General features: G+C 40.1%; 20 protein-coding genes. 5 read left to right on the forward strand and 15 right to left on the reverse strand.

Going from position 1 to position 20,386, the window contains the following annotated elements:
* Positions 1-98 precede the first annotated feature (98 nt).
* From betA to betI, 3 genes are read right to left on the reverse strand one after another with little or no spacing between them, the layout of a single operon-like run.
* Positions 99-1,778 (reverse strand): choline dehydrogenase, encoded by a 1,680-nt coding sequence (gene betA, locus PSF42_RS01090; RefSeq protein ID WP_125890854.1) that lies wholly within the window; start codon positions 1,776-1,778, stop codon positions 99-101.
* A gap of 39 nt (positions 1,779-1,817) precedes the next feature.
* Positions 1,818-3,296, reverse strand: a complete 1,479-nt coding sequence (gene betB, locus PSF42_RS01095; RefSeq protein ID WP_125890853.1) for a betaine-aldehyde dehydrogenase — start codon at positions 3,294-3,296, stop codon at positions 1,818-1,820.
* Positions 3,297-3,318: 22 nt separating this feature from the next.
* Positions 3,319-3,921, reverse strand: a complete 603-nt coding sequence (gene betI, locus PSF42_RS01100; RefSeq protein WP_213913323.1) for a transcriptional regulator BetI — start codon at positions 3,919-3,921, stop codon at positions 3,319-3,321.
* A 209-nt stretch (positions 3,922-4,130) separates the two neighbouring features.
* Here betI and PSF42_RS01105 point away from each other — a divergent pair, with 209 nt between their 5' ends.
* Positions 4,131-6,173 carry a choline transporter gene (locus PSF42_RS01105; protein WP_004255510.1) on the forward strand — a complete coding sequence of 681 codons (2,043 nt, stop codon included), beginning with the start codon at positions 4,131-4,133 and terminating at the stop codon, positions 6,171-6,173.
* Between the two features lie 52 nt (positions 6,174-6,225).
* Here the strand turns inward: PSF42_RS01105 and PSF42_RS01110 are convergent, their stop codons facing one another.
* Positions 6,226-6,585, reverse strand: coding sequence for a hypothetical protein (locus PSF42_RS01110; RefSeq protein ID WP_248468223.1), 360 nt, complete (start codon positions 6,583-6,585; stop codon positions 6,226-6,228).
* 174 nt (positions 6,586-6,759) lie between these two features.
* Positions 6,760-7,542 carry a DNA-binding transcriptional regulator KdgR gene (gene kdgR, locus PSF42_RS01115; protein ID WP_125890849.1) on the reverse strand — a complete coding sequence of 261 codons (783 nt, stop codon included), beginning with the start codon at positions 7,540-7,542 and terminating at the stop codon, positions 6,760-6,762.
* Between the two features lie 203 nt (positions 7,543-7,745).
* Between kdgR and PSF42_RS01120 the strand changes: the two genes are divergently transcribed.
* Together PSF42_RS01120 and PSF42_RS01125 are read left to right on the forward strand one after the other, a co-directional pair.
* Positions 7,746-8,705, forward strand: a complete 960-nt coding sequence (locus PSF42_RS01120) for a sugar kinase (RefSeq protein ID WP_125890848.1) — start codon at positions 7,746-7,748, stop codon at positions 8,703-8,705.
* A gap of 12 nt (positions 8,706-8,717) precedes the next feature.
* The gene (locus PSF42_RS01125) at positions 8,718-9,335 is read left to right on the forward strand and encodes a bifunctional 4-hydroxy-2-oxoglutarate aldolase/2-dehydro-3-deoxy-phosphogluconate aldolase (protein ID WP_272679293.1); all 618 of its coding nucleotides are present in this window, start codon (positions 8,718-8,720) and stop codon (positions 9,333-9,335) included.
* A gap of 298 nt (positions 9,336-9,633) precedes the next feature.
* Here PSF42_RS01125 and PSF42_RS01130 read toward each other — a convergent pair whose 3' ends face one another.
* From PSF42_RS01130 to cbpA, 4 genes are all read right to left on the reverse strand, one after another.
* A complete protein-coding gene (locus tag PSF42_RS01130) occupies positions 9,634-10,137 on the reverse strand; it encodes a contact-dependent growth inhibition system immunity protein (RefSeq protein ID WP_272679294.1) in 504 nt (167 codons plus the stop codon).
* A gap of 9 nt (positions 10,138-10,146) precedes the next feature.
* Positions 10,147-10,449, reverse strand: coding sequence for a hypothetical protein (locus PSF42_RS20785; protein WP_369474591.1), 303 nt, complete (start codon positions 10,447-10,449; stop codon positions 10,147-10,149).
* A gap of 90 nt (positions 10,450-10,539) precedes the next feature.
* Positions 10,540-10,833: a chaperone modulator CbpM gene (locus tag PSF42_RS01135; protein ID WP_125890841.1), complete on the reverse strand. Its 294-nt coding sequence runs from the start codon at positions 10,831-10,833 to the stop codon at positions 10,540-10,542.
* Positions 10,833-11,771, reverse strand: coding sequence for a curved DNA-binding protein (cbpA, locus tag PSF42_RS01140; RefSeq protein ID WP_125890840.1), 939 nt, complete (start codon positions 11,769-11,771; stop codon positions 10,833-10,835). The genes PSF42_RS01135 and cbpA overlap by 1 nt, the downstream gene beginning before the upstream one ends.
* 208 nt (positions 11,772-11,979) lie before the next feature.
* Between cbpA and PSF42_RS01145 the strand changes: the two genes are divergently transcribed.
* Positions 11,980-12,429, forward strand: coding sequence for a GNAT family N-acetyltransferase (locus tag PSF42_RS01145; protein WP_272679295.1), 450 nt, complete (start codon positions 11,980-11,982; stop codon positions 12,427-12,429).
* Between the two features lie 337 nt (positions 12,430-12,766).
* On the opposite strand, the gene PSF42_RS01150 is transcribed toward PSF42_RS01145, so the two are convergent.
* Positions 12,767-13,480: an RNA polymerase sigma factor FliA gene (locus PSF42_RS01150; RefSeq protein WP_166266941.1), complete on the reverse strand. Its 714-nt coding sequence runs from the start codon at positions 13,478-13,480 to the stop codon at positions 12,767-12,769.
* 618 nt (positions 13,481-14,098) lie between these two features.
* Between PSF42_RS01150 and PSF42_RS01155 the strand changes: the two genes are divergently transcribed.
* Positions 14,099-15,265, forward strand: coding sequence for an MFS transporter (locus PSF42_RS01155; protein ID WP_272679296.1), 1,167 nt, complete (start codon positions 14,099-14,101; stop codon positions 15,263-15,265).
* Positions 15,266-15,342: 77 nt separating this feature from the next.
* Here PSF42_RS01155 and PSF42_RS01160 read toward each other — a convergent pair whose 3' ends face one another.
* From PSF42_RS01160 to PSF42_RS01180, 5 genes are all read right to left on the reverse strand, one after another.
* Positions 15,343-16,269, reverse strand: a complete 927-nt coding sequence (locus PSF42_RS01160) for an ROK family protein (RefSeq protein WP_272679297.1) — start codon at positions 16,267-16,269, stop codon at positions 15,343-15,345.
* Positions 16,270-16,296: 27 nt separating this feature from the next.
* Positions 16,297-17,031, reverse strand: coding sequence for a transcriptional regulator NanR (gene nanR / locus PSF42_RS01165; RefSeq protein ID WP_272679298.1), 735 nt, complete (start codon positions 17,029-17,031; stop codon positions 16,297-16,299).
* 90 nt (positions 17,032-17,121) lie between these two features.
* Positions 17,122-17,601 (reverse strand): YhcH/YjgK/YiaL family protein, encoded by a 480-nt coding sequence (locus tag PSF42_RS01170; RefSeq protein WP_272679299.1) that lies wholly within the window; start codon positions 17,599-17,601, stop codon positions 17,122-17,124.
* 1 nt (position 17,602) lies between these two features.
* Positions 17,603-19,078: an MFS transporter gene (locus tag PSF42_RS01175; protein ID WP_248468207.1), complete on the reverse strand. Its 1,476-nt coding sequence runs from the start codon at positions 19,076-19,078 to the stop codon at positions 17,603-17,605.
* A gap of 54 nt (positions 19,079-19,132) precedes the next feature.
* Positions 19,133-20,032, reverse strand: coding sequence for an N-acetylneuraminate lyase (locus tag PSF42_RS01180; protein WP_272679300.1), 900 nt, complete (start codon positions 20,030-20,032; stop codon positions 19,133-19,135).
* Positions 20,033-20,386 lie beyond the last annotated feature (354 nt).

Consider the following 20,386-nt stretch of genomic DNA (forward strand, 5'->3'; position numbering starts at 1 on the left):
TTGCCTAAAATTCACCAATACATATTCTGTCTAGCTAACAAAAAAAGCGACTGATATAAATATCAATCACTTTGTACGTAAAGCCTTAGTGCATAAAGTTAGCCTCTTAATGGCTGATTTCTTACCGGCCTATCACCAGCGACATAATATTCAGCATCGCTTGTGGGCAACGGAGGTCGGTTTCGAATTTTATCGGCGATTTTCTCCGCGATCATGATAGTCGTTGCATTTAAATTACCCGTAATAATCAGCGGCATAATTGATGCGTCGATAACTCGTAAATTTTCAATTCCATGAACGCGTCCTGCACCATCAACCACTGCCATCTCATCGTGCCCCATCTTGCATGTACCACATGGATGAAAAGCAGTTTCAGCTCTCTCGCGGACAAATGCATCTAGCTCGTCATCCGTACTAATCTGTTTACCAGGGCTAATTTCTTCCCCACGATATGGGTCAAGTGCTGGCTGAGCCATAATTTCACGGGTAATACGAATAGCAGCACGAAACTCTTCCCAATCCTGTTCCGATGACATGTAGTTAAATAAAATACTCGGATGCTGCCTTGGGTCTAAAGATTTCAAACGAACGCGCCCTCGGCTAGGCGAACGCATTGAGCCTACATGGGCTTGAAAACCATGCTGATTAACGGCATTACTACCGTTATAGTTAATCGCCACAGGCAAAAAGTGGAATTGAATATTTGGCCAAGCAAATTTTTCACTGGTACGAATAAACCCACCCGCTTCAAATTGGTTGCTTGCGCCAATTCCAGTCCCTTTAAATAGCCATTCAGCGCCTATTTTGGGTTGGTTTATCCATTTTAAGGCTGGATATAATGAAACTGGTTGTTTACATTCATATTGCAAATACATTTCAAGGTGGTCTTGCAAGTTTTGCCCTACACCGGGTAAAACGTGCACGGCTGGAATATTAAACTCCGTCAGCACATCTTCAGGCCCAACCCCAGAGCGCTGCAAAATTTGTGGAGATGCAATCGCACCTGCGCATAACAGAACCTCTTTACGCGCCTTTACCACCGTTGGCGTAGTGCTATTACCTTGATAATACTTCACACCTGTCGCTTTTTTCCCTTCAAACTCAATGGTATCCGTAGTGGCATGGGTACGAATGGTCAGGTTATGGCGCTTTTTCGCTTGGTCCAAATATCCTCTTGCTGTACTTGCTCGTCGCCCTTGAGGAGTGACCGTGCGATCCATCGGGCCAAAACCCTCTTGTTGGATCCCATTTAAATCATCAGTTTGTGGATACCCAGCTTGTACACCCGCTTCCACCATCGCATGAAATAGCACATTATTGCCATTCTTCGGTGTTGTCACACTGACTGGGCCATCTCCACCATGGTAATCATTCGGGCCAATATCACGCGTTTCTGCTTTTCTAAAATAAGGTAAGCAATCGAGGTAACGCCAGTCTTCTAAGCCAGGCGCCTCAGCCCAGCCGTCAAAGTCTAGAGCATTCCCTCGGATATAACACATCCCATTAATTAATGATGAGCCTCCGAGCCCCTTCCCTCTACCACATTCCATTCGTCGGTTATTCATATGTGGTTCAGGATCAGTTTCATAAGCCCAATTATAACGTCGCCCCTGTAATGGGTAGGCTAATGCCGCTGGCATTTGTGTGCGAAAGTCGAACCGGTAGTCCGGTCCTCCTGCTTCAAGGAGCAGCACAGTAACATCTGGATCTTCTGTCAGGCGGGTAGCAAGAACGTTACCGGCTGAACCAGCACCGATAATAATATAGTCGTAGACCATTGTTATCTCCTCTGTTTCAGTCAAATTAAAATGATGTGATTAAAAAACGGATGCAAATTCCCCCAGTTCCACTTGAATGGATTTCACTTGTGTATAATTTTGCAGTGTCATTACGCCATTTTCACGACCAACGCCGGAATGCTTATACCCCCCTACTGGCATTTGAGCGGGTGATTCACCCCATGTATTAATCCAGCAAATCCCAGCCTCTAATTGATGGATAACACGATGCGCACGCGTGAGATCCTGTGTCACAACCCCTGCAGCAAGCCCATATACACTATTGTTTGCACGGGTAATCACTTCATCTTCTGATTGGTAACTTAAAATACTCATGACAGGACCAAAAATTTCTTCCTGTGTGATTTGCATCTCATCGTGGCAATCAGTGAATACCGTTGGTGCAACATACGCTCCCTGAGCGAAATCGCCATCCATCAAACGTTCACCTCCGCACAATAATTTCGCACCTTGTTGTTTGCCTAACTCAATATAACGCAACACATTTTCCATATGTGCGAAACTGACTAATGGCCCAAAGTTAGTATTATCGTCAATGGGAGAACCTATTTTAATGCGCGCCACACGTTCCGTGATCTTGTCTTCAAACTGTGATTTAAGCGATTCTGGCACAAAAACCCGTGTTCCATTGGTACACACTTGGCCGGAACTATAAAAATTCGCCATCATGGCGATATCTGCAGCTTTATCTAAATCTGCATCATCAAAAATAATTAGAGGTGATTTGCCGCCTAGTTCCATCGTCACCTCTTTTAAAGAAGAGGCCGACGCATTCGCCATCACTTTTTTACCCGTTGCGATCCCCCCAGTGAATGAAACTTTGGCAATATCAGGGTGCTCCGTTAACCATTGCCCCACTTCACCGCCTTGGCCTGTCACCACGTTAAACACCCCGGCAGGCACCCCCGCTTCAGTATAAATTTCAGCTAACTTTAATGCAGTTAACGACGTGACTTCACTGGGTTTGAACACCATCGCATTACCTGCAGCCAGAGCAGGTGCTGACTTCCATAATGCGATTTGGATAGGGTAATTCCATGCGCCAATTCCAGCGACAACCCCCAGCGGTTCACGACGGGTATAAGCAAACGAGCTGTCACGCAGAGGGATCTGTTGCCCTTCCAGCATAGGGATTAAACCTGCATAGTATTCAAGGACATCAGCCCCTGTGACGATATCCACATAACGCGTTTCAGAAAGTGGTTTGCCCGTATCAAGAGTTTCGAGGTAGGCCAGCTCGTCGTTACGTTCCCGTAAAATATCCACCGCACGGCGTAAAATACGTGAGCGTTCTATCGCAGTCATTGCCGCCCAGACTTCTTGGCCTTGTTTGGCACTTTCTACCGCCCATTGGATATCTTCAAGGGTCGCAGATTGCAGATTTGCGATAGTTTCGCCATTTGCAGGGTTGATTGCAGGAAATTGCCCGCATTCAGGTTGTGAACTGTCGACATAACCACCATGAATATAAAGCTTATGTATCGGTGGATGTTGCATATTATCTCCTCTGAATTGGTTATTAAGTTTCTAAAACCTCAGCACGTTGTAGCTGCATATCGATATATTCGTTAGTGATTTTGAGTGCATCCTTAACAGGAAATTGCTCATTACTCAAAGCACTACGTAACCATAAGCCATCAATTAACGCCGCCAGCCCCTTCGCGGCCATCCGCGCATCCGCTTTGTTTAATACCCGCCCAAACTCATAGCTTAAGTTTGAATACAAGCGCCGGTCATTAACCTGCTGTAAACGATTTAAATTCGGTTGATGCATACTACTAGCCCAAAAGGCTAGCCACGTTTTCATCGCGGCCTCACTGGTTTGCGTTGGGTCGAAGTTGCCTTCAACAATTGCCTGAATTCGTCGTTTTGGCTCCGCTCCGGTTAACATCCGCAAACGTATTGCCACCGCAAACCCTAGTTGGTATTGAATATGGCGCATAGCGGCTTCAAGCAAGCCATTTTTATCACGAAAATAATGACTAATAATTCCTGTAGAAACCCCGGCTTTACGGGCAATTAACACAAAACTGGCATCCTGCATTCCAACTTCATTAATCACAGCCAATGTGGCTTGAATTAACTGTTGTTTACGTATCGACTGCATTCCTATCTTCGGCATGGCATTTGAACCTAAAAAATACATTGATCCCTTGTATTAAACGTTTTTTTGATTGAATGTTCAATCAATATTAACTATTGTTTACAACAATCCATTCACAATTAGCATAAGAGAGAAGATAACAAAAACCAAATCTTTGCTGATAAATCAATAAATTAGCTTAGAAAGTAATTTTAACCTGTTAAATAAATAAAAATGTGGAATGTCCAATGACAACTCAAAATAGTCCAAAAAATAAGCAGAAGGATAAACTGAATTCTGTGGTTTTTTTTACTTCCGCCGGTCTTATTCTGGCGTTTTCTTTTTTCACCATCTTGATGACCGAAACAGCAAATCAGTGGATCGTTGCCGCCCTTGGCTGGGTATCTAAAACCTTTGGTTGGTATTACCTGTTAGCAGCAACGCTTTATATTGTTTTTGTCATTTTCGTTGCGACCTCACGCTTTGGTAATATCAAACTCGGCCCAGAGCAATCTAAACCTGAATTTAGCGTGCTCAGTTGGTCTGCGATGCTATTTGCCGCAGGAATTGGTATCGATTTAATGTTTTTCTCCGTCGCTGAGCCGGTCACCCAATATATGCTGCCGCCAACGGGCGAAGGCGAAACCTTAGAAGCAGCTCGTCAGGCGATGGTGTGGACACTGTTCCACTATGGCCTAACGGGCTGGTCTATGTATGCCTTAATGGGAATTGCACTGGGTTATTTCAGTTATCGTTATAACTTGCCGCTGACCATTCGCTCCGCACTTTATCCAATATTTGGCAAGCGGATTGACGGCCCAATTGGCCATACTGTGGATATTGCTGCGGTATTAGGGACGATTTTCGGTATCGCAACAACATTGGGGATTGGGGTTGTTCAGCTGAATTATGGTCTCAAAGTCTTATTCGACTTACCTCAAGGGCTCCCCGTGCAAAGTGGGTTGATCCTGCTATCGGTGATTATGGCTGTAATTTCCGCCACATCTGGGGTAAATAAAGGTATTAGGGTGTTATCCGAGCTCAATGTGCTTTTAGCATTTGGTTTGATTTTATTTATCTTATTTGTCGGCGATACTGAGTTCCTGCTCAATGCCTTAGTGCTGAATGTGGGGGACTATATTAACCGCTTTATGGGTATGACCCTCAACAGCTTTGCCTTTGACCGCCCAACGGATTGGATGAATAGCTGGACGCTGTTTTTCTGGGCATGGTGGGTAGCATGGTCACCATTTGTTGGGTTATTCCTTGCTCGTATTTCGCGCGGACGAACGATTCGACAGTTTGTGATTGGCACATTAATTATTCCATTTGTTTTCACACTATTATGGCTATCTATTTTTGGTAATAGTGCATTATATGAAATCATTCACGGCAATAGTGAACTTGCAAAAACCGTCCTCGACGCCCCCGAAAAAGGCTTCTATTCACTGCTTGAACTTTACCCCGGCTTTGGCCTAACCGCTTCTGTTGCAACCATTACTGGGCTGTTGTTCTATGTCACCTCTGCTGACTCCGGTTCATTAGTATTAGGCAATTTCACCTCAAAACTCAGTGATATTAACAATGACGCCCCTAATTGGTTGCGAATTTTCTGGTCTGTCGCAATTGGCTTACTTACCTTAGGGATGTTAATGACGGATGGCGTCGCTGCGTTACAAAATACGACGGTGATCATGGGCTTGCCCTTTAGTTTTGTTATCTTTTTTATTATGGCTGGGCTATATAAGTCATTAAAAGTTGAGGACTTTAGACGCGTTAGTTCGCTAAATACCAATGCCCCTGCACCACTATATGGCAACGGAACACTCAATTGGAAACAGCGTTTGGGACGAGTGATGAATTTCCCGGGAACGACTTATACCCAGCGGATGCTTGATTTGGTCTGCATTCCTGCCATGCAAGAAGTGGCAAAAGAGCTCAGTTTAAGGGGAGCAAAAGTGGAATTTAACACCTTGCCACCCATTGCTGATGAGCGATTAGACCATTTAGAATTAACGGTCGACCTAGGCGAAGAACAAAGCTTTATTTACCAAGTGTGGCCACAGCGCTATTCAGTTCCCGGTTTTACCTATCGCGCACGTTCAGGGAAATCCCATTATTACCGCTTAGAAACCTTCTTATGGGAAGGCTCACAAGGGAATGATTTAATGGATTACACCAAAGAACAAGTGATTAGCGATATTCTAGACCAATATGAAAAACATATGAATTTCATTCATTTAAGCCGTGAAGCCCCCGGGGCAACCTTAACATTCCCTGAATCTGTCTAGCTTGAACTCTAAGGGAGCGATGCTCCCTTAGAGTCAACAAATGAACAACTTATCAATAAGGGCGGCCCGCTTGCTCTAGCATTTTCTTCATTTTCTGGCGGTCATTCATCCAGGCCATTGAATGAGGGCACCCCGCTCCCGTCGGGTTAACATCACACACATTAAAATGTTTTGAAAACGCATTTTCATCTGCATTTCGCTGTTCTAACAAAGCTTGATAACTTTGTTCTTCTTGTGGAAGTTTCTTTTTGGGATCAAAGACAAACTTTTGTTGTGTCTGTAATTTTTTAATTCCTTGGTAGTCTTGATTAAACTCGCGATCAGCGGGTGACTTTTCTTTAAATGTAAAATCGTTGGCAAAGCCATAAGAAGTGAAACAAAGAAAAATAACAACAATAACCTTTTTAAACATATCTATTTCCTGCTGTGTCCATAAGCAAATATTATATGTCAGCAGCAACACATGGTGTTGAATAATAATAGGTGAAATTTATAAAACCTTAATATTCAAATAAATAATTTACCTGGGTTATTAAATCAATTGATTGATACATTATTGAAAATGGCTTAATTCTGTTATATCCCCCTATAATGGATATTGGTGATAACCCATTTTCTCTGAAATATTGCGCCCCGCTGTTTTCAGTAATTGGACGTATTCATCAATACGCTGCTCATCAAAACGAATGGTTGGGAACGAAATAGATAACCCTGCAACCACATGACCTAATCGGTCATATACTGGCACAGCAATACAGCGCAGGCCTAGTTCTTGCTCTTCTCGGTCTTGCGCATAATGGCATTCACGAACGGTGGCTAATTCCACCAGCAGGTCTTCTAACGTTAAAATCGTTGTTGCCGTTTTTTGGCTAAAAGTTTCGTTTTTCAATGCTAAACGAATGGATCCTTCATCTTGCCAAGCGAGTAAAATCTTACCGATTGCGGTGCAATACAATGGGTTACGACGCCCAACCCGTGAATACATGCGTAAATTATAACTCGAGTCGATTTTATGGATATAAATAATAGCATCTTCATCTAAAGCCCCTAAATGTACGGCTTCATGGGTCAATTGGCCAATACGGCGCATTTCTGTATCTGCAATTTCAATTAAATCCACATACTCAAGGGACTTCGCTCCCAACTCGAATAATTTCAATGTTAGGGAATATTTATCCGCTTCACCTTCTTGATCCACATAACCTAACTGTTTCATCGTTTGCAGAAAACGAAATGTGGTGGCTTTTGACATTAATAAGCGCTGCGAAAGCTCAGACACGCCGATCTCTTTTTGCTCACCAAGGGCACTAAGAATGCTGAACACCTTAACTACCGCTGAAACGGCATCCGTTTGAGTCGTTTTATCCATTACTTTTCCATCATCCTATAAATTGATATCGACATTACACCCTAGCGGATAGCATAAGTGGCTATCATGATAAAAACAAGAACGGTGATTTAATATTTTTAAAACAGCGTTTCATTTTTATTGAAGTTCTATTTGAAATGGGTTTTAATAGCATCATTAAGTCCGCAATAGTTTATTAAGTCGTAATCACGCAGGTGGTGAAAATGAATACACATCCGCAAGTTGCCGTTATTGGCGAATGCATGGTTGAATTACAAAAGTCAGGGGAGCTATATAAGCAAACCTTTGGTGGAGATACACTCAATACCGCACTATACCTGTCTCGTTTGACCAAAGACCATGGCGTGACAACCCGTTACATCACCGGTTTAGGAAAGGACCCATTCAGCCAGCAAATGCTAAGCAGTTGGCAACAAGAAGGCATCAATACTGACGAAGTCTTTATTTCGGATAAACATTTGCCCGGGATGTATTTAATCGAAACCTCCGCTGATGGCGAACGTCGCTTTTTCTATTGGCGAGATAATGCCGCGGCAAAATTTTGGCTTGATGCCGTCTGTCTTGATAGCAATAGCAAAGCCCACACACAGCAAGTACTTAATTCACAACAATTTATCTATTTAAGTGGCATCAGCTTAGCCATTTTGCCTGACGCTTCACGCCAGTTGTTATTTGAAATGTTGCAGCAAGCTAAACAGCATGGTGCCAAAATTGTCTTCGATAATAACTATCGCCCCGCACTTTGGTCTTCCAAACAAGCCGCTCAACAGGCTTATCAGCAAATTCTCACTTTAACCGACATCGCTTTTTTGACCTTTGATGACGAACAGTTACTTTATGGTGACATTCATGAAAATGATGCAATTGCACGTACCCAACAATATGGCGTGAATGAAATCGTGATCAAGCGCGGTGCTAAGGCTTGCTTCGTCGTTATTGATAACGAACGTATTGCAGTCCCTGCGAATAAAATAAGCCATGTTGTAGATACCACTGCCGCAGGGGATTCCTTTAGTGCCGGCTACCTTGCTTGCCGTATTTTAGGTGGCAACCCATGCGAAGCGGCAAAATCAGGTCATTTACTGGCTGGAACCGTCATCCAACACCGGGGAGCGATTATTCCATCCGAGGCCATGCCAACCACTGCTTTAGTAAAATGTTAAGAGGCTTTAACCATGAATCAATTAGTTGAAAGAATTAAGAAACTCAATGTTGTTCCTGTGATCACCATTAATAATGCAGAACATGGTGCTCCATTGGCAAAAGCCTTAGTGGAAAATGGCCTGCCATGTGCAGAGGTCACCTTCCGCACCCCTGCCGCGGTACAAGCGATTAAAAATATGCGCGCGGCCTACCCTGAATTACTGATTGCCGCAGGTACGGTATTAACCACTGCGCAAGTTGACCAAGCCATTGAAGCGGGTGTGGATTTTATCGTCAGCCCAGGCTTTAACCCGAAAATTGTGGCTTATTGCCAACAAAAGAACGTAATTATCATTCCTGGGGTGAATAACCCAAGCTTAGTGGAGCAAGCCCTTGAATTTAACCTCACCACATTGAAATTCTTCCCAGCCGAAGCCTCTGGCGGAGTTGCCATGCTCAAAGCACTCAGCGCCGTTTACCCGGTTAAATTTATGCCAACTGGCGGGATCGGTGTGAAAAACATTAAAGAATACACCGCATTACCTTCTGTATTAGTGTGCGGCGGTTCATGGATGGTGCCGAATGACCTTATTGACAGTGAAAACTGGCAAGAGCTCGGCAAACTCATTGCCGAAGCCGCAACTCTTTAATTAACAATAAAAATTTCGTTGTTGTTATTGCGCCCTTACTGGATGGTAAGGGTTTTTTTGTTGTTCGTGTTCATTAAAATATTGTTTAATTATTATCTTTATCAAATTAGTCAAAGAATATAATACAATTTACTAATAATTTAAATTATAGATTTACTTAAATAATTTACAAATAAATAAGAGTTGAATGAAACTGCATACATTTTATTTTCGCAGAATAAAACCAGTAAAGTTAATTTTATTAATACTACTTATATACCACATTAAAAATTTTATTAACTATCTAATAATATAAAATTCAAATAACACTTCGGCAACGAGATATAGCTTCCTTTATGGCTTCACCGAGTTCTTCATCAGAAACACTATCCGGCAAAACAATATAGTCATCCTCAGTAAACCCATCCCCCGTCCATGTTTCTAGTTTTTTATGGAGTGTTGGCCTTAATGTTAAAAAACCATTTTTCTCTCTAATATTACATAACATCATTGATTGATAAAAATTTTTTTTATTTTTGAAACCAAGAGAAGATAAGTTTTCACTGAGCCATTTTTTTTCACACTCTGCAAGGCGATCTCTATTAAAAAAAAAGCTATCTACATGAGGATCTATAACTCTACATTTTTTTAGAGCAACTTTAGATAATTTACCTAGCTCACTATTTGTGACTTTTTTATTAACTGATACTATAGGAACCGTATCATCTACTACAAATAAATGATACCCAGACAAAACCATAATAAAATAAAAAAAATCATTTACTCGAATGGATATATTATTTCCAGAGTCATAGTTTTCCATCTCTCCCCCCTATTTTACTACTGTAATTTTCATATTAATATTATTCTCTATAGAATAAGCTATGGATTTATTAATTTCCACCCATTGAGCTGAAGTTGTTTTACTTGGGATTGCTATTTCTATAGTCCTTAGTTTGACATCTGAATTTAATAGTGTGAACCTTGATTGGTCTATCCCTTTAAAATTAACCACATCATTTATATATCCGTTGATTTTTGAACTGATCTTAACTGGGTTTTGATATGTTTTAGCTCCCGTATCTAATGTTTTTACACTTATCGCTTCTTTATTTTTTGTAAGATAGTCAAATATTAGAAAATAATAGCATTCTCATAAATAACCACCACAAACCTAATTTACTTATTAAGGCTTGTGGTGATGAATAATTAAATTATTGGCTAACTAACCAATAAAACGTTTTAACTGTAAACGCAACATCTCATTTTCGCGTCGGAGCATTTCATTTTGATCCAATAGGCTCATTGCCATTGCGATGCCCGGCCAGTCAATTTCTAATTCATGGTAAAGACGCACGGCTCTTCTCATAATGACCACCGCTTGGTCATCAAACAACCACTCATTAGTCGTTTCAATGGGTTGAATTATCCCAAGGCCGACGATTTCCTGTAATTCATCTTCAGCAATGCCAGTATGAACGCAAAAATCAATAACGGTTAATGATGTGAACTGATCCATTATTTACCTCCCCAATTTTTACGTGGGTCAAAACTCTGTTGAGTCTCCGCCAATTTCCGCCACAGTGCATCCGCTTCTGCATTACTGCTATTCGGCATCACGATTTTTATAATCGCGTACAGATCCCCTGCTGTACCTTTATGTTTCAGCCCTTTACCTTTAAGGCGTAATTTTTGGCCAGCTTGGCTATTAGCAGGAACGGTGATCACAATCGGGTCTTTTAATGTTGGAATGGTGACTTTTGTCCCTAGAGCGGCTTCCCAAGGGGCTAATGGTACAACCACTTCAAGATCATGGCCCTTAATATCGAATAATGGATGCGGTGCAATTCGGATGGTTATCCATAGATCGCCATTTTCACCGCCATTCTCCCCCGCAGTGCCTTGCCCTTTTAAGCGAATACGTTGCCCATCAATCACCCCTGCGGGGATAGTCACATTAAGTGTTTTGGGAATTTCATTTTCGATAAAACCAAATGCGTTATAGACCGGTAAGTTATAACTAATGGTACGTTTATGGGGTTCTTGGGTTTCTTCAAGGAAAACAGCTAGTTCAACCTCTAAATCCTGCCCGCGACGGCTGCGTGCCTGCCTTGTGCCACCCCGTGCACGTTGGGAAAACATCGATGAAAAAATGTCATCAAAACCACCTGCATCAAACCCTTGCTGAGAATATGTGTGGCTTTGTTGGCTTTGATTGGCTTGGTTAAAATAGGGGTCATTTCTGTGCTCCCACATTTCATCGTATTCTGCGCGTTTTTCTTTGTCGCTGAGTACCGCCCACGCCTCTGCAATTTCTTTAAATCGCGCTTCAGCATTCGGCTCTTTACTGACATCGGGGTGATATTTTCGCGCTAAACGGCGATACGCGGTCTTAATGGTTTTTAAATCATCGGTGCGCTTAACACCCATAATGCTGTAATAATCCTTTAGTTCCATAGTAATATCTCGTTCACTTATCTGTTGAATAGAATTCTTATGGTATTTACCCAGTTGGGCTAAACATCACGATTACCTTGAATTTAACTTAGGACATTTACGCATTAATTGGAATAGCTAGGCCATGATAAAGTTACACAAAAACAGGAAAATTACGCTATTTCAAGCTAAACCTATAAGAGTGTCGTTTGATTAATAGGGGAACTCTATGGATACTCTCGCCAATCGCCTGAACTATAAAGTCAATTTTGCCATCTCTATCGAGGATTTTATTCGGTTAATTCGCCAGTCTCCATTTAAGGAAATGGTGCCAACCGATAACCTTACTCAATTGGATGCAATGCTAAATAACGCGGATTTATTGGTTAGTGCATGGGATGAGGAACAGGTGGTCGGTTTTGTCCGCACGGTAACGGATTTTAGTTCTTGTTGTTATATCTGCGAACTGGCCGTTGATACTCAGTATCAAAAACACGGCATCGACCGCCAATTAATGCGCCTCGTCGCTGAAGAACTCCCCACCGACTGCCAGATTTTATTTTTCGCCACCGACAGCAACCTCACCGAATATTTAAAACTGGGCTTCACCCAATCCCCGAGAGCTTGGCACACCACGGCAGGGAATTATTTGGTTAGATCGGCAGAGCTGGATGAATAATAGAAAGTAACATCGTTAAAAGCGTAAAAATATAGTAGAAAAAAAAATTTAAATGAGCTTTAAAATACCCCTATGCGTATGCTCTAAATAATTCGTGCTACAGCTAGGCGGCAAGCTAGTTTAGCCCTAATAGCATACATCAGTATGAAAAACACTGGAAATATCTAAAAAACAGTTTCAATTTAGGTTTTATTAAAAATCCCTCGATGCTGATGCTCTAAATAATTCGTATTGTGGGTAGAAGACCAGAGAGGATATCTCGGGGAGCATACATAAGTATGTGACCCGAGTAGCCGAGCGCAGTCGACACCCCCACAATGCGAAGTATGACGAGCATCTATCTGAGGCGGCCGCGGAGACGCTTAATAGCCTGACTATGAAGCTGACTCACCCTCGACTCCCCAACCTCCAGCACCGCCCCAATCTCCTTCAGATTTAGCTCTTCTTGGTAATACAGCGTCAGCACCATTTTTTCGCGTTCTGGCAACTGATTGATTGCCGCAGCAATTTGGTCACGCAAGCTGGAATCTAGCAACAGACTCAACGGGTTACCGCCATCGTCCTCATCCATTTGCGGCTCACAGCTTTCCCCATGAATTTCATGCCACTCATCATAAGAAAACAGTTGGCTATTGTTGGTGTCCAGTAATGCTTGGCGATACTCCGCAAGGTCGATATCCAGCGCTTTAGCAATTTCCGGTTCAGTGGCACTGCGGCCTAACGATTGTTCCAGCGCACCAATGGCTTTGGTCATTTCACGCGCTTGGCGGCGCACACTGCGCGGCACCCAGTCACGGCTACGCAGTTCATCTAGCATCGAACCCCGAATTCTTTGCACCGCATAAGTGGCAAATGACGCCCCTTGGGTCACATCGAAACGTTCCAATGCATGCAGTAAACCGATGCCCCCCGCTTGAATTAAGTCGTCGATATCAACACTGGCGGGTAGTCTGACTTGCAGTTTCAGGGCTTCATGGCGTATTAGAGGGTAATAACGCTCCCATAGGCTATTTTTATTAATCACACCTTCGGCAGTATACAAATCACTCACAACCTGAATCACCCTTCAAGCTCTATAAAAGGTATTCATTATCTGTGTTGGTTTTGAATTCAATCCGTAGAGTAAGGCACTAAATATAGCTTTATTTGCCTTATCCTAAATAGGTAAAATTTGAATGATTGCAATGTTACCGATTGTTTTAACACAATTTTTAGGGAATTTTACTGGTGATACAAGTGGGAGTAGTTGTTTTGTTGAGATGTGATGTTGTCATTAAATTGCAGATTTGGGCTTTAGACTTTGTTATTGACTAAATTAGCCTTCTTAAAGCAAGTAAAGTTATCGGTAAGCAGCAAGCTAGCTTAACACTAAGCATGATAACCAAAGTAAACATAGCACTAGATATGGGAAATAATGACAATGAAAATAATCAGACTAATGGATTATATATAAATAATATCATTATTAAATACAATTAATATTAATTAAACATTAAGTTAATTCGAACTAACAAGGTAAACAACTTATTATTTGACAGATTTAACTTATATAATGTATTTTTACATTCACTAATGCAATGGCATATTAGTTTAATTAAAAAGTAAAATAGCATATAGATATTTTGAGGTTATTATCTTTTAATTTAAACTTAAATAATTAAGAATAAAAATGATATACAAAATATATTTCTTTTATTTTTTCTATCTTTTCCCAATGTGGATATCCAAAACATTGCAGCCCATCTATTGGGAACAGCAGGCGCAATTAACGTTATTTTCAATTTCGTACGTAATGATGGCAATTGCGGGGGCCTGCTCACTACTTTATGCCAAAGGACTGTCCCAAATTGGCACTAAGCATGGGTTAATGGTGGGCTTTTTTCTATATGGAGGCGGCCTTGTTCTTAGAGCCTATCCCACAGGCATGGCTATCGCTGTCACGTCAGGTTTGATGGCAGGGATGGGGGCAAGTATTATCGCTATTGCACTTAAATCACTGATTTTTAATATTGATAAACAGGAACAAAATAAAGTCCTGCTACACACCGATAATTTAAGCACAATTGCACAAAGCCTTGGGGCTTTTATTGCAGGAGGGCTAGTGACGATTTTATCAATTATCGATCAAACCCCATATCGTTCCGCCTTATTGATTAGTGGGGTCATGGTATTAATCGCCATTGTAGCCATTCCTTCATTAAAAATACCAAAAACTGAGAAACCATTAGTAAAAAAAGGCTCCCAAAAAAACACTTCATTTTTCCCTTTTCTCAGTAAAGCAGATTTAATTTTATTTATTGCATTTATTATCAGTGGCGCCAGTTGGGCACTGATCTTACCCATTATTCCGGTGTATTTAAAAAACATGCACTTTTCAGATACAAATGTTGGCCTAGTACTATCATTAGGTGTGATCACCGGGCTAGTACTCAAGAACCTTTTTATGTTTATTTTTTCTGACAAAGATAAACCTGTCTCATTACTCGTTTTTTCTGGTTTATGCATGCTGATGCTCTATGGTATGTTTTGGTCAATAAAATTTAGCTCCCCGATTGTTTTCGCCATCTCGGTTATTGCCATGTATATGTTTAGAACCGTTTGCTCACTATTAATTAATTTGGTTGAGATGGAGATTGCACGCAAAGGAAATGCCGAGCATATTTTTGGTTTAATACAAACCGCATTTTTGACAGGGGATATCTTTGGTGGAATTGCCCTACCCTATGCTTATGAGTCTGGTTTTCTGGTTAACACCCCTCTGGTTATTATTATTTTTATTCTGATATCAAATATATTAATTTACGCCTGTGCCAAAGCTCATATGGAATGTAGCTGAGATTATATGACAGCCCTTTAATTGCTTTTGGGCTGTGACGTCTTCAGATGCAATATTAGTTTTAGCACTCTTAATATCTAACGTGTTCTTTTTTGCTTGTATAGTTGGCGTCCCATCCATGCAGCGCCTCTAATTCCACTTGAGTCCCCGTGCTTAGCAGTAACGAAATGGGTATTACAAACACCACCGAATACATATTGACCAACACATTGGTTAATGTTCAACATTATTTCAGGCACGTTTGACAGACCGCCTCCCAGTACAATGGTTTCGGGGTCTAACATGTTAACAATGGATGCAAGGCATCGGTGTAATTGATTTTTATATAAATCCCAAGTCATTAGCGAGTCAGGATCATTCCCTCTCATTAACTCTATTATCTCATGTGATGTTAAGTGTTCCCCTGTTCTTGATAAATACTGTCTTTCAAGACCGGTTCCTGAAATAAACGATTCAATACAGTTTATTCTACCGCAGTAGCAAGTCGTACTTTCGCCATCAACGTCTAGTGAGTAACTCGGTAAAGGGTTATGCCCCCACTCACCTGCACATGCATTTATACCATTGAGTAGTTTGCCATGTACGACATAGCCACCGCCACATCCAGTTCCTAAAATAACACCAAAAACAGACTGACAGTTTGATGCACTACCATCAACTTGCTCTGAAAGTACAAAGCAATTCGCATCATTACTTATTGAAATAGGAATAGATACATGACTTTCTAAATCACTAAGCAGTACCCTACCATTGATAACTAATATATTTGAGTTTCTTATTTTACCCGTCTGAATATCACAATTCCCAGGGAGGCAAATACCTAAACTCATTTCTTCATTATACAGTGAAGCTGTATCTTTTATTATTTTAATCAATAAATTTAAAAAGTTATCATAACTCGATTTAATCGTTTTAAACCGTTCTTTATGAATAACATTTCCACACTCATCAATTATAATAACTTCTATTTTAGTACCACCAATATCGATACCAATACTTAACATACATTCCTCACTGAATTTTGTTATCGGCTAAGGGTAATAGTGCTCAAACACATTTTCAATGTGTATCTTAATTGCACGTTCGGCTTCCATAACATTTTTATTTTTAATCGCTTCATAAATGGCAACATGTTCATGATAGCTTCGTGTATTATTTTTTATCATTTTTTCTGTATTATTAAACCTAATTCTAGCCTCTATTAGCCATTTTAATAATGCGGAGTGAATAGATAAAAATAATGGATTGCTAGGAATTGATGCCAGAACACGATGAAACGCGATATCCGTATAAACAAATTTATCATGATTTTCTAACGAGTTCTTATTTAAAACTAAAGCATCATATAACTCATTAATTTGCGCCTCTGTTGCATGTTCCGCAGCATACCTAACAATACCAATTTCAAATAACTCTCTTAGCTGTTCGAAATATCGAATCCCATCAGGTTGAGTCAATAAATCCTTAACAGCACCAGACATCAAAGAGACTAAGGTATCTGCTGATGGGGTTGTGACTATCGGCCTTTCACCATTTGATAATTGGACTAGTCCTTTTCGCTTTAAACCTGCAATTGCCTCGCGTATCGATGGGCGCCCAACATCAAACATTTCCATCAAAGCTCGTTCAGAAGGCAAGCGCTCACCCTCTTTAAATTCACCTTGTCGGATCATGCCTTCTAATTGTTCTTCAATAACATCTGATAACTTTCTCCGTTTAACGGGCCTTTTTATGTTGTGTTTTTTCTCGTCATTTAGCGATGTCATTGTTATCTCCCTAATAATCAAATTATTAAGAAGAACTATAACACATCCCTTTTTCTTCATAAACACAATCGAAATAGCGATTTCTACAAATCAATAAAACTTGTCATACCTTATTTTGATAATAATTTTAGAGAGTTCTTGTGATTTATCCACTTCTAATTGGGTGGCATGAAGTTCTCCAGGAAAAATAACTAAAGCATCACCGGTTGATAATATAATTTCTTTTTCACAACACATCTGTTTGAATAGTTTGTAATCTTCTTTTTCAGAAGATTCAAAACATATATTATCAATACCATCATCAATGGAGAGTAATATTTTCTCATCTCCAGATAATGGAATATGAATATCAATATATTTAGAATGCATTTCAATGACACGTTTTTCTTTAGGCTCGGTTGTCAATGTTTTTCGCGTTAAATTTATATCTTCGGAACTTATGCCATCAAAACTGTAAAAACCATCATTAAGCCGCTTTAAGTCGTTTATCGTATATTGAGAAAGTAATTCTCTTACTGATATAGGTAATATATTAGAGTTAATTAAATTTTCATATTTTTGTAATATCATATTATTTATTCTTTTCTAATTTTGCAGCGTAGTTAATTGCTACAGTAAAAGGTTTACCATCAACCGCATCATTCATTCTGAGATATTCAGGGTAAATTGCTTTTTGTAATCTCGATGGGAGATCAAAACCAATAACCAAAATAGTAATGAATGTCAGGCCAAAAGACAGCGATCCTAATGCAACCCCCATACTGAGATTTTGTGCGATTAATGCGCCTATTATCGGAGCTAATGCACCACCGAGCGCCCCAACATTATAGATAAAGCCCAGGTTTGCTGCTCGTTGGTCCGTATCATAATAACCACCAACCAACTTAGGTAATAAACCTGAAATCCCCTGACCAAATAATTGTTGGAAGAATATTAAAATACCTAGCGACCATAAGCTCTCACCGCCAATAGCAAACACCGGTATAATAAAGAGCTGTGACAGTAATAAACTATAGACATATGCCTTTCTCGTCCCGAATTTATCACCGGTAAAGCCAGCAACACAACAACCAATAGCGGCGCCAAACCCACTAAAAAAAAGTAAATCAGCGACACTGGCGGGGGTATACCCAAGGTCTGTTTTTAAATAAGTCGGTAATAACGATTGTATAGGCCAAGAATATAAAAACGCTGAAAGCACAACGAGTATTAAGCCCAACCCAGTAGGCCATCGCTTTCCGTTACTTTGAACTATAAAACTAATAAAAACAATCGAAACCAAAATACCCAATAAAATAATAATAAGTGATGAATCAACCTTCCCACTAAAACAATAGTAGAGTGCAGCACCCGCTAAAATTGTTAATACAACATTGATGTATTTATTTTTCCCTTTATAGAGGATCCCTACCATTGTTGGCATATTCGCGCTATTCGCTTGGTGTTTTATCCAATCTTCAGTTTCAGGAATGTTTTTTCTAAGCCAAAGTGCAAATATAATAGGAAAGATACCAATATAAAAAAGCATTCTCCAACCATATATAGGAACAACGAGGCTATATACCTGAGCCGCCACAACAGCACCAACCGCAAAACCAGAAATAAGAAAGCCACTGGCTTTATTTCGCATTTTTTGAGGCCAGCTTTCAATGACATAGGTTGCACTGGAACTATATTCCCCAGCCATTCCCAAACCAATGACAAGCCGTGCAATAAACAGTACCGTATAGCTTGGCGCTAAACCACAAGCTAATGTCCCTACCGAAAAGAGGCAGATACTTGTGACCATGGCTATCTTTCTACCATACTTATCGCCAAGCGCCCCTAAAGCTAAACCCCCAAACCATCGAGAAATAAATGCTGCGCTAATCAGGCTTGCTGCCTGTACTGTAGATAAATCAAACTCTTGTATTACTTCTGTTAATACTAGCGTGATAATGACAAAATCAAAACCATCTAACACATAGCCTATCCAAGCCGCTGAGAACGCTTTCCACTGTGTTTTTGTTAATTGCTTATACCAGGGTAGTTCTATTTTATTTAACATAAAAGGTAACCTCAGAAAGGTGTTTTCCAACACCTTTCATTGTTAATATATTTATTATTTAAGGTTTAGCTCTTTAGAAAGAGTATCACTAATTAACGTTAATTTTTCATGGTGCTTTGGGTTAATTGGGCTAAATGGTTTTCTACATATCGCGTTTTCGATAACGCCCATATTTTTAAGGACCTGTTTTAATCCTTTAAAAACACCCACTTCAATTAATGTATCAATCACTTCATTGCAGTCTGATTGAAGTTGTTTTGCGCTGGTAATGTCACCTTCTTTGAAGGCTTTTAATATTGCACAATATCTCGCCCCCATGATGTTATATGTACTTCCTATCCCGCCATCAGCACCTGCAACTAAGCCAGACAGTAATATTTCATCATAGCCGTTATAAATAACTTTATTTGGCGCATCCCTTCTTATTTGTTCAAGTTGATATAAATCACCTGATGTTTGCTTTATCGCTGCCACCTTATCTAGATTAAGTAAATCTAGGATCTGCTGACGTGTTAATTTAACACCGCTTAAAGCAGGGATATTATAAATAATCATTTGCAAGCCATTTGCTGAGCTAATAATATTTTTATAGTGTTCTGCAATTTCATCAAATCCAAACGGGTAATAAAACGGCGTTACCGCAGAGACTGCATCATATTTAAGCTTTGATGAAATGTTCGCTAAGTATTCGCTTTCTTTGGTACTAATACACCCGACATGTGCAATAAGTTTTAATTTTCCTGCGGATTCGTCTTTTACGATTTCTAGAATTTCAGCACGTTCATCAACAGATTGAATAAACGCTTCCCCTGTTGATCCCCCCACATATAGGCCATCAACCCCAAGTCGCATATTAAATTGAACTAAATTTCGCAAAGACGCTTCATCAATGCTTTCATCACTGCGATATGGTGTTAATAGTGCAGAATAAATACCTTTTAGATTTGCGTTCATCGTAATCCCCTAGTTAATTTTGTATACCTAGTACACCATAATTAGTTTGAGATGATCACAAGAATAGTTAATTAATGTGATCGAACCGACATTAATTATCTATTTAAGTAAAAAGAGAATTGTAAAAACAAGCTATCATCTAACTGATATATAAGGTGATTTAAGATGAATTTACTATGGTGTAGTTAGTCTTGAGTCGCCAAAAGATATAAGAGTGCCATTTGTCGTGAAATGAGGATCTTTGATAAACTACAAATGGGTTTTGAATAGGTCGTTTTTTAATACTACGGCGTTTATCTAGCTTAAGTCGTCAAATAAAAAATGTATTTCAACCGCTCCCCCATCTCTAATAAC

The sequence above is a fragment of the Providencia sp. PROV032 genome, assembly GCF_028484875.1.
Classification (GTDB): domain Bacteria; phylum Pseudomonadota; class Gammaproteobacteria; order Enterobacterales; family Enterobacteriaceae; genus Providencia; species Providencia rettgeri_E.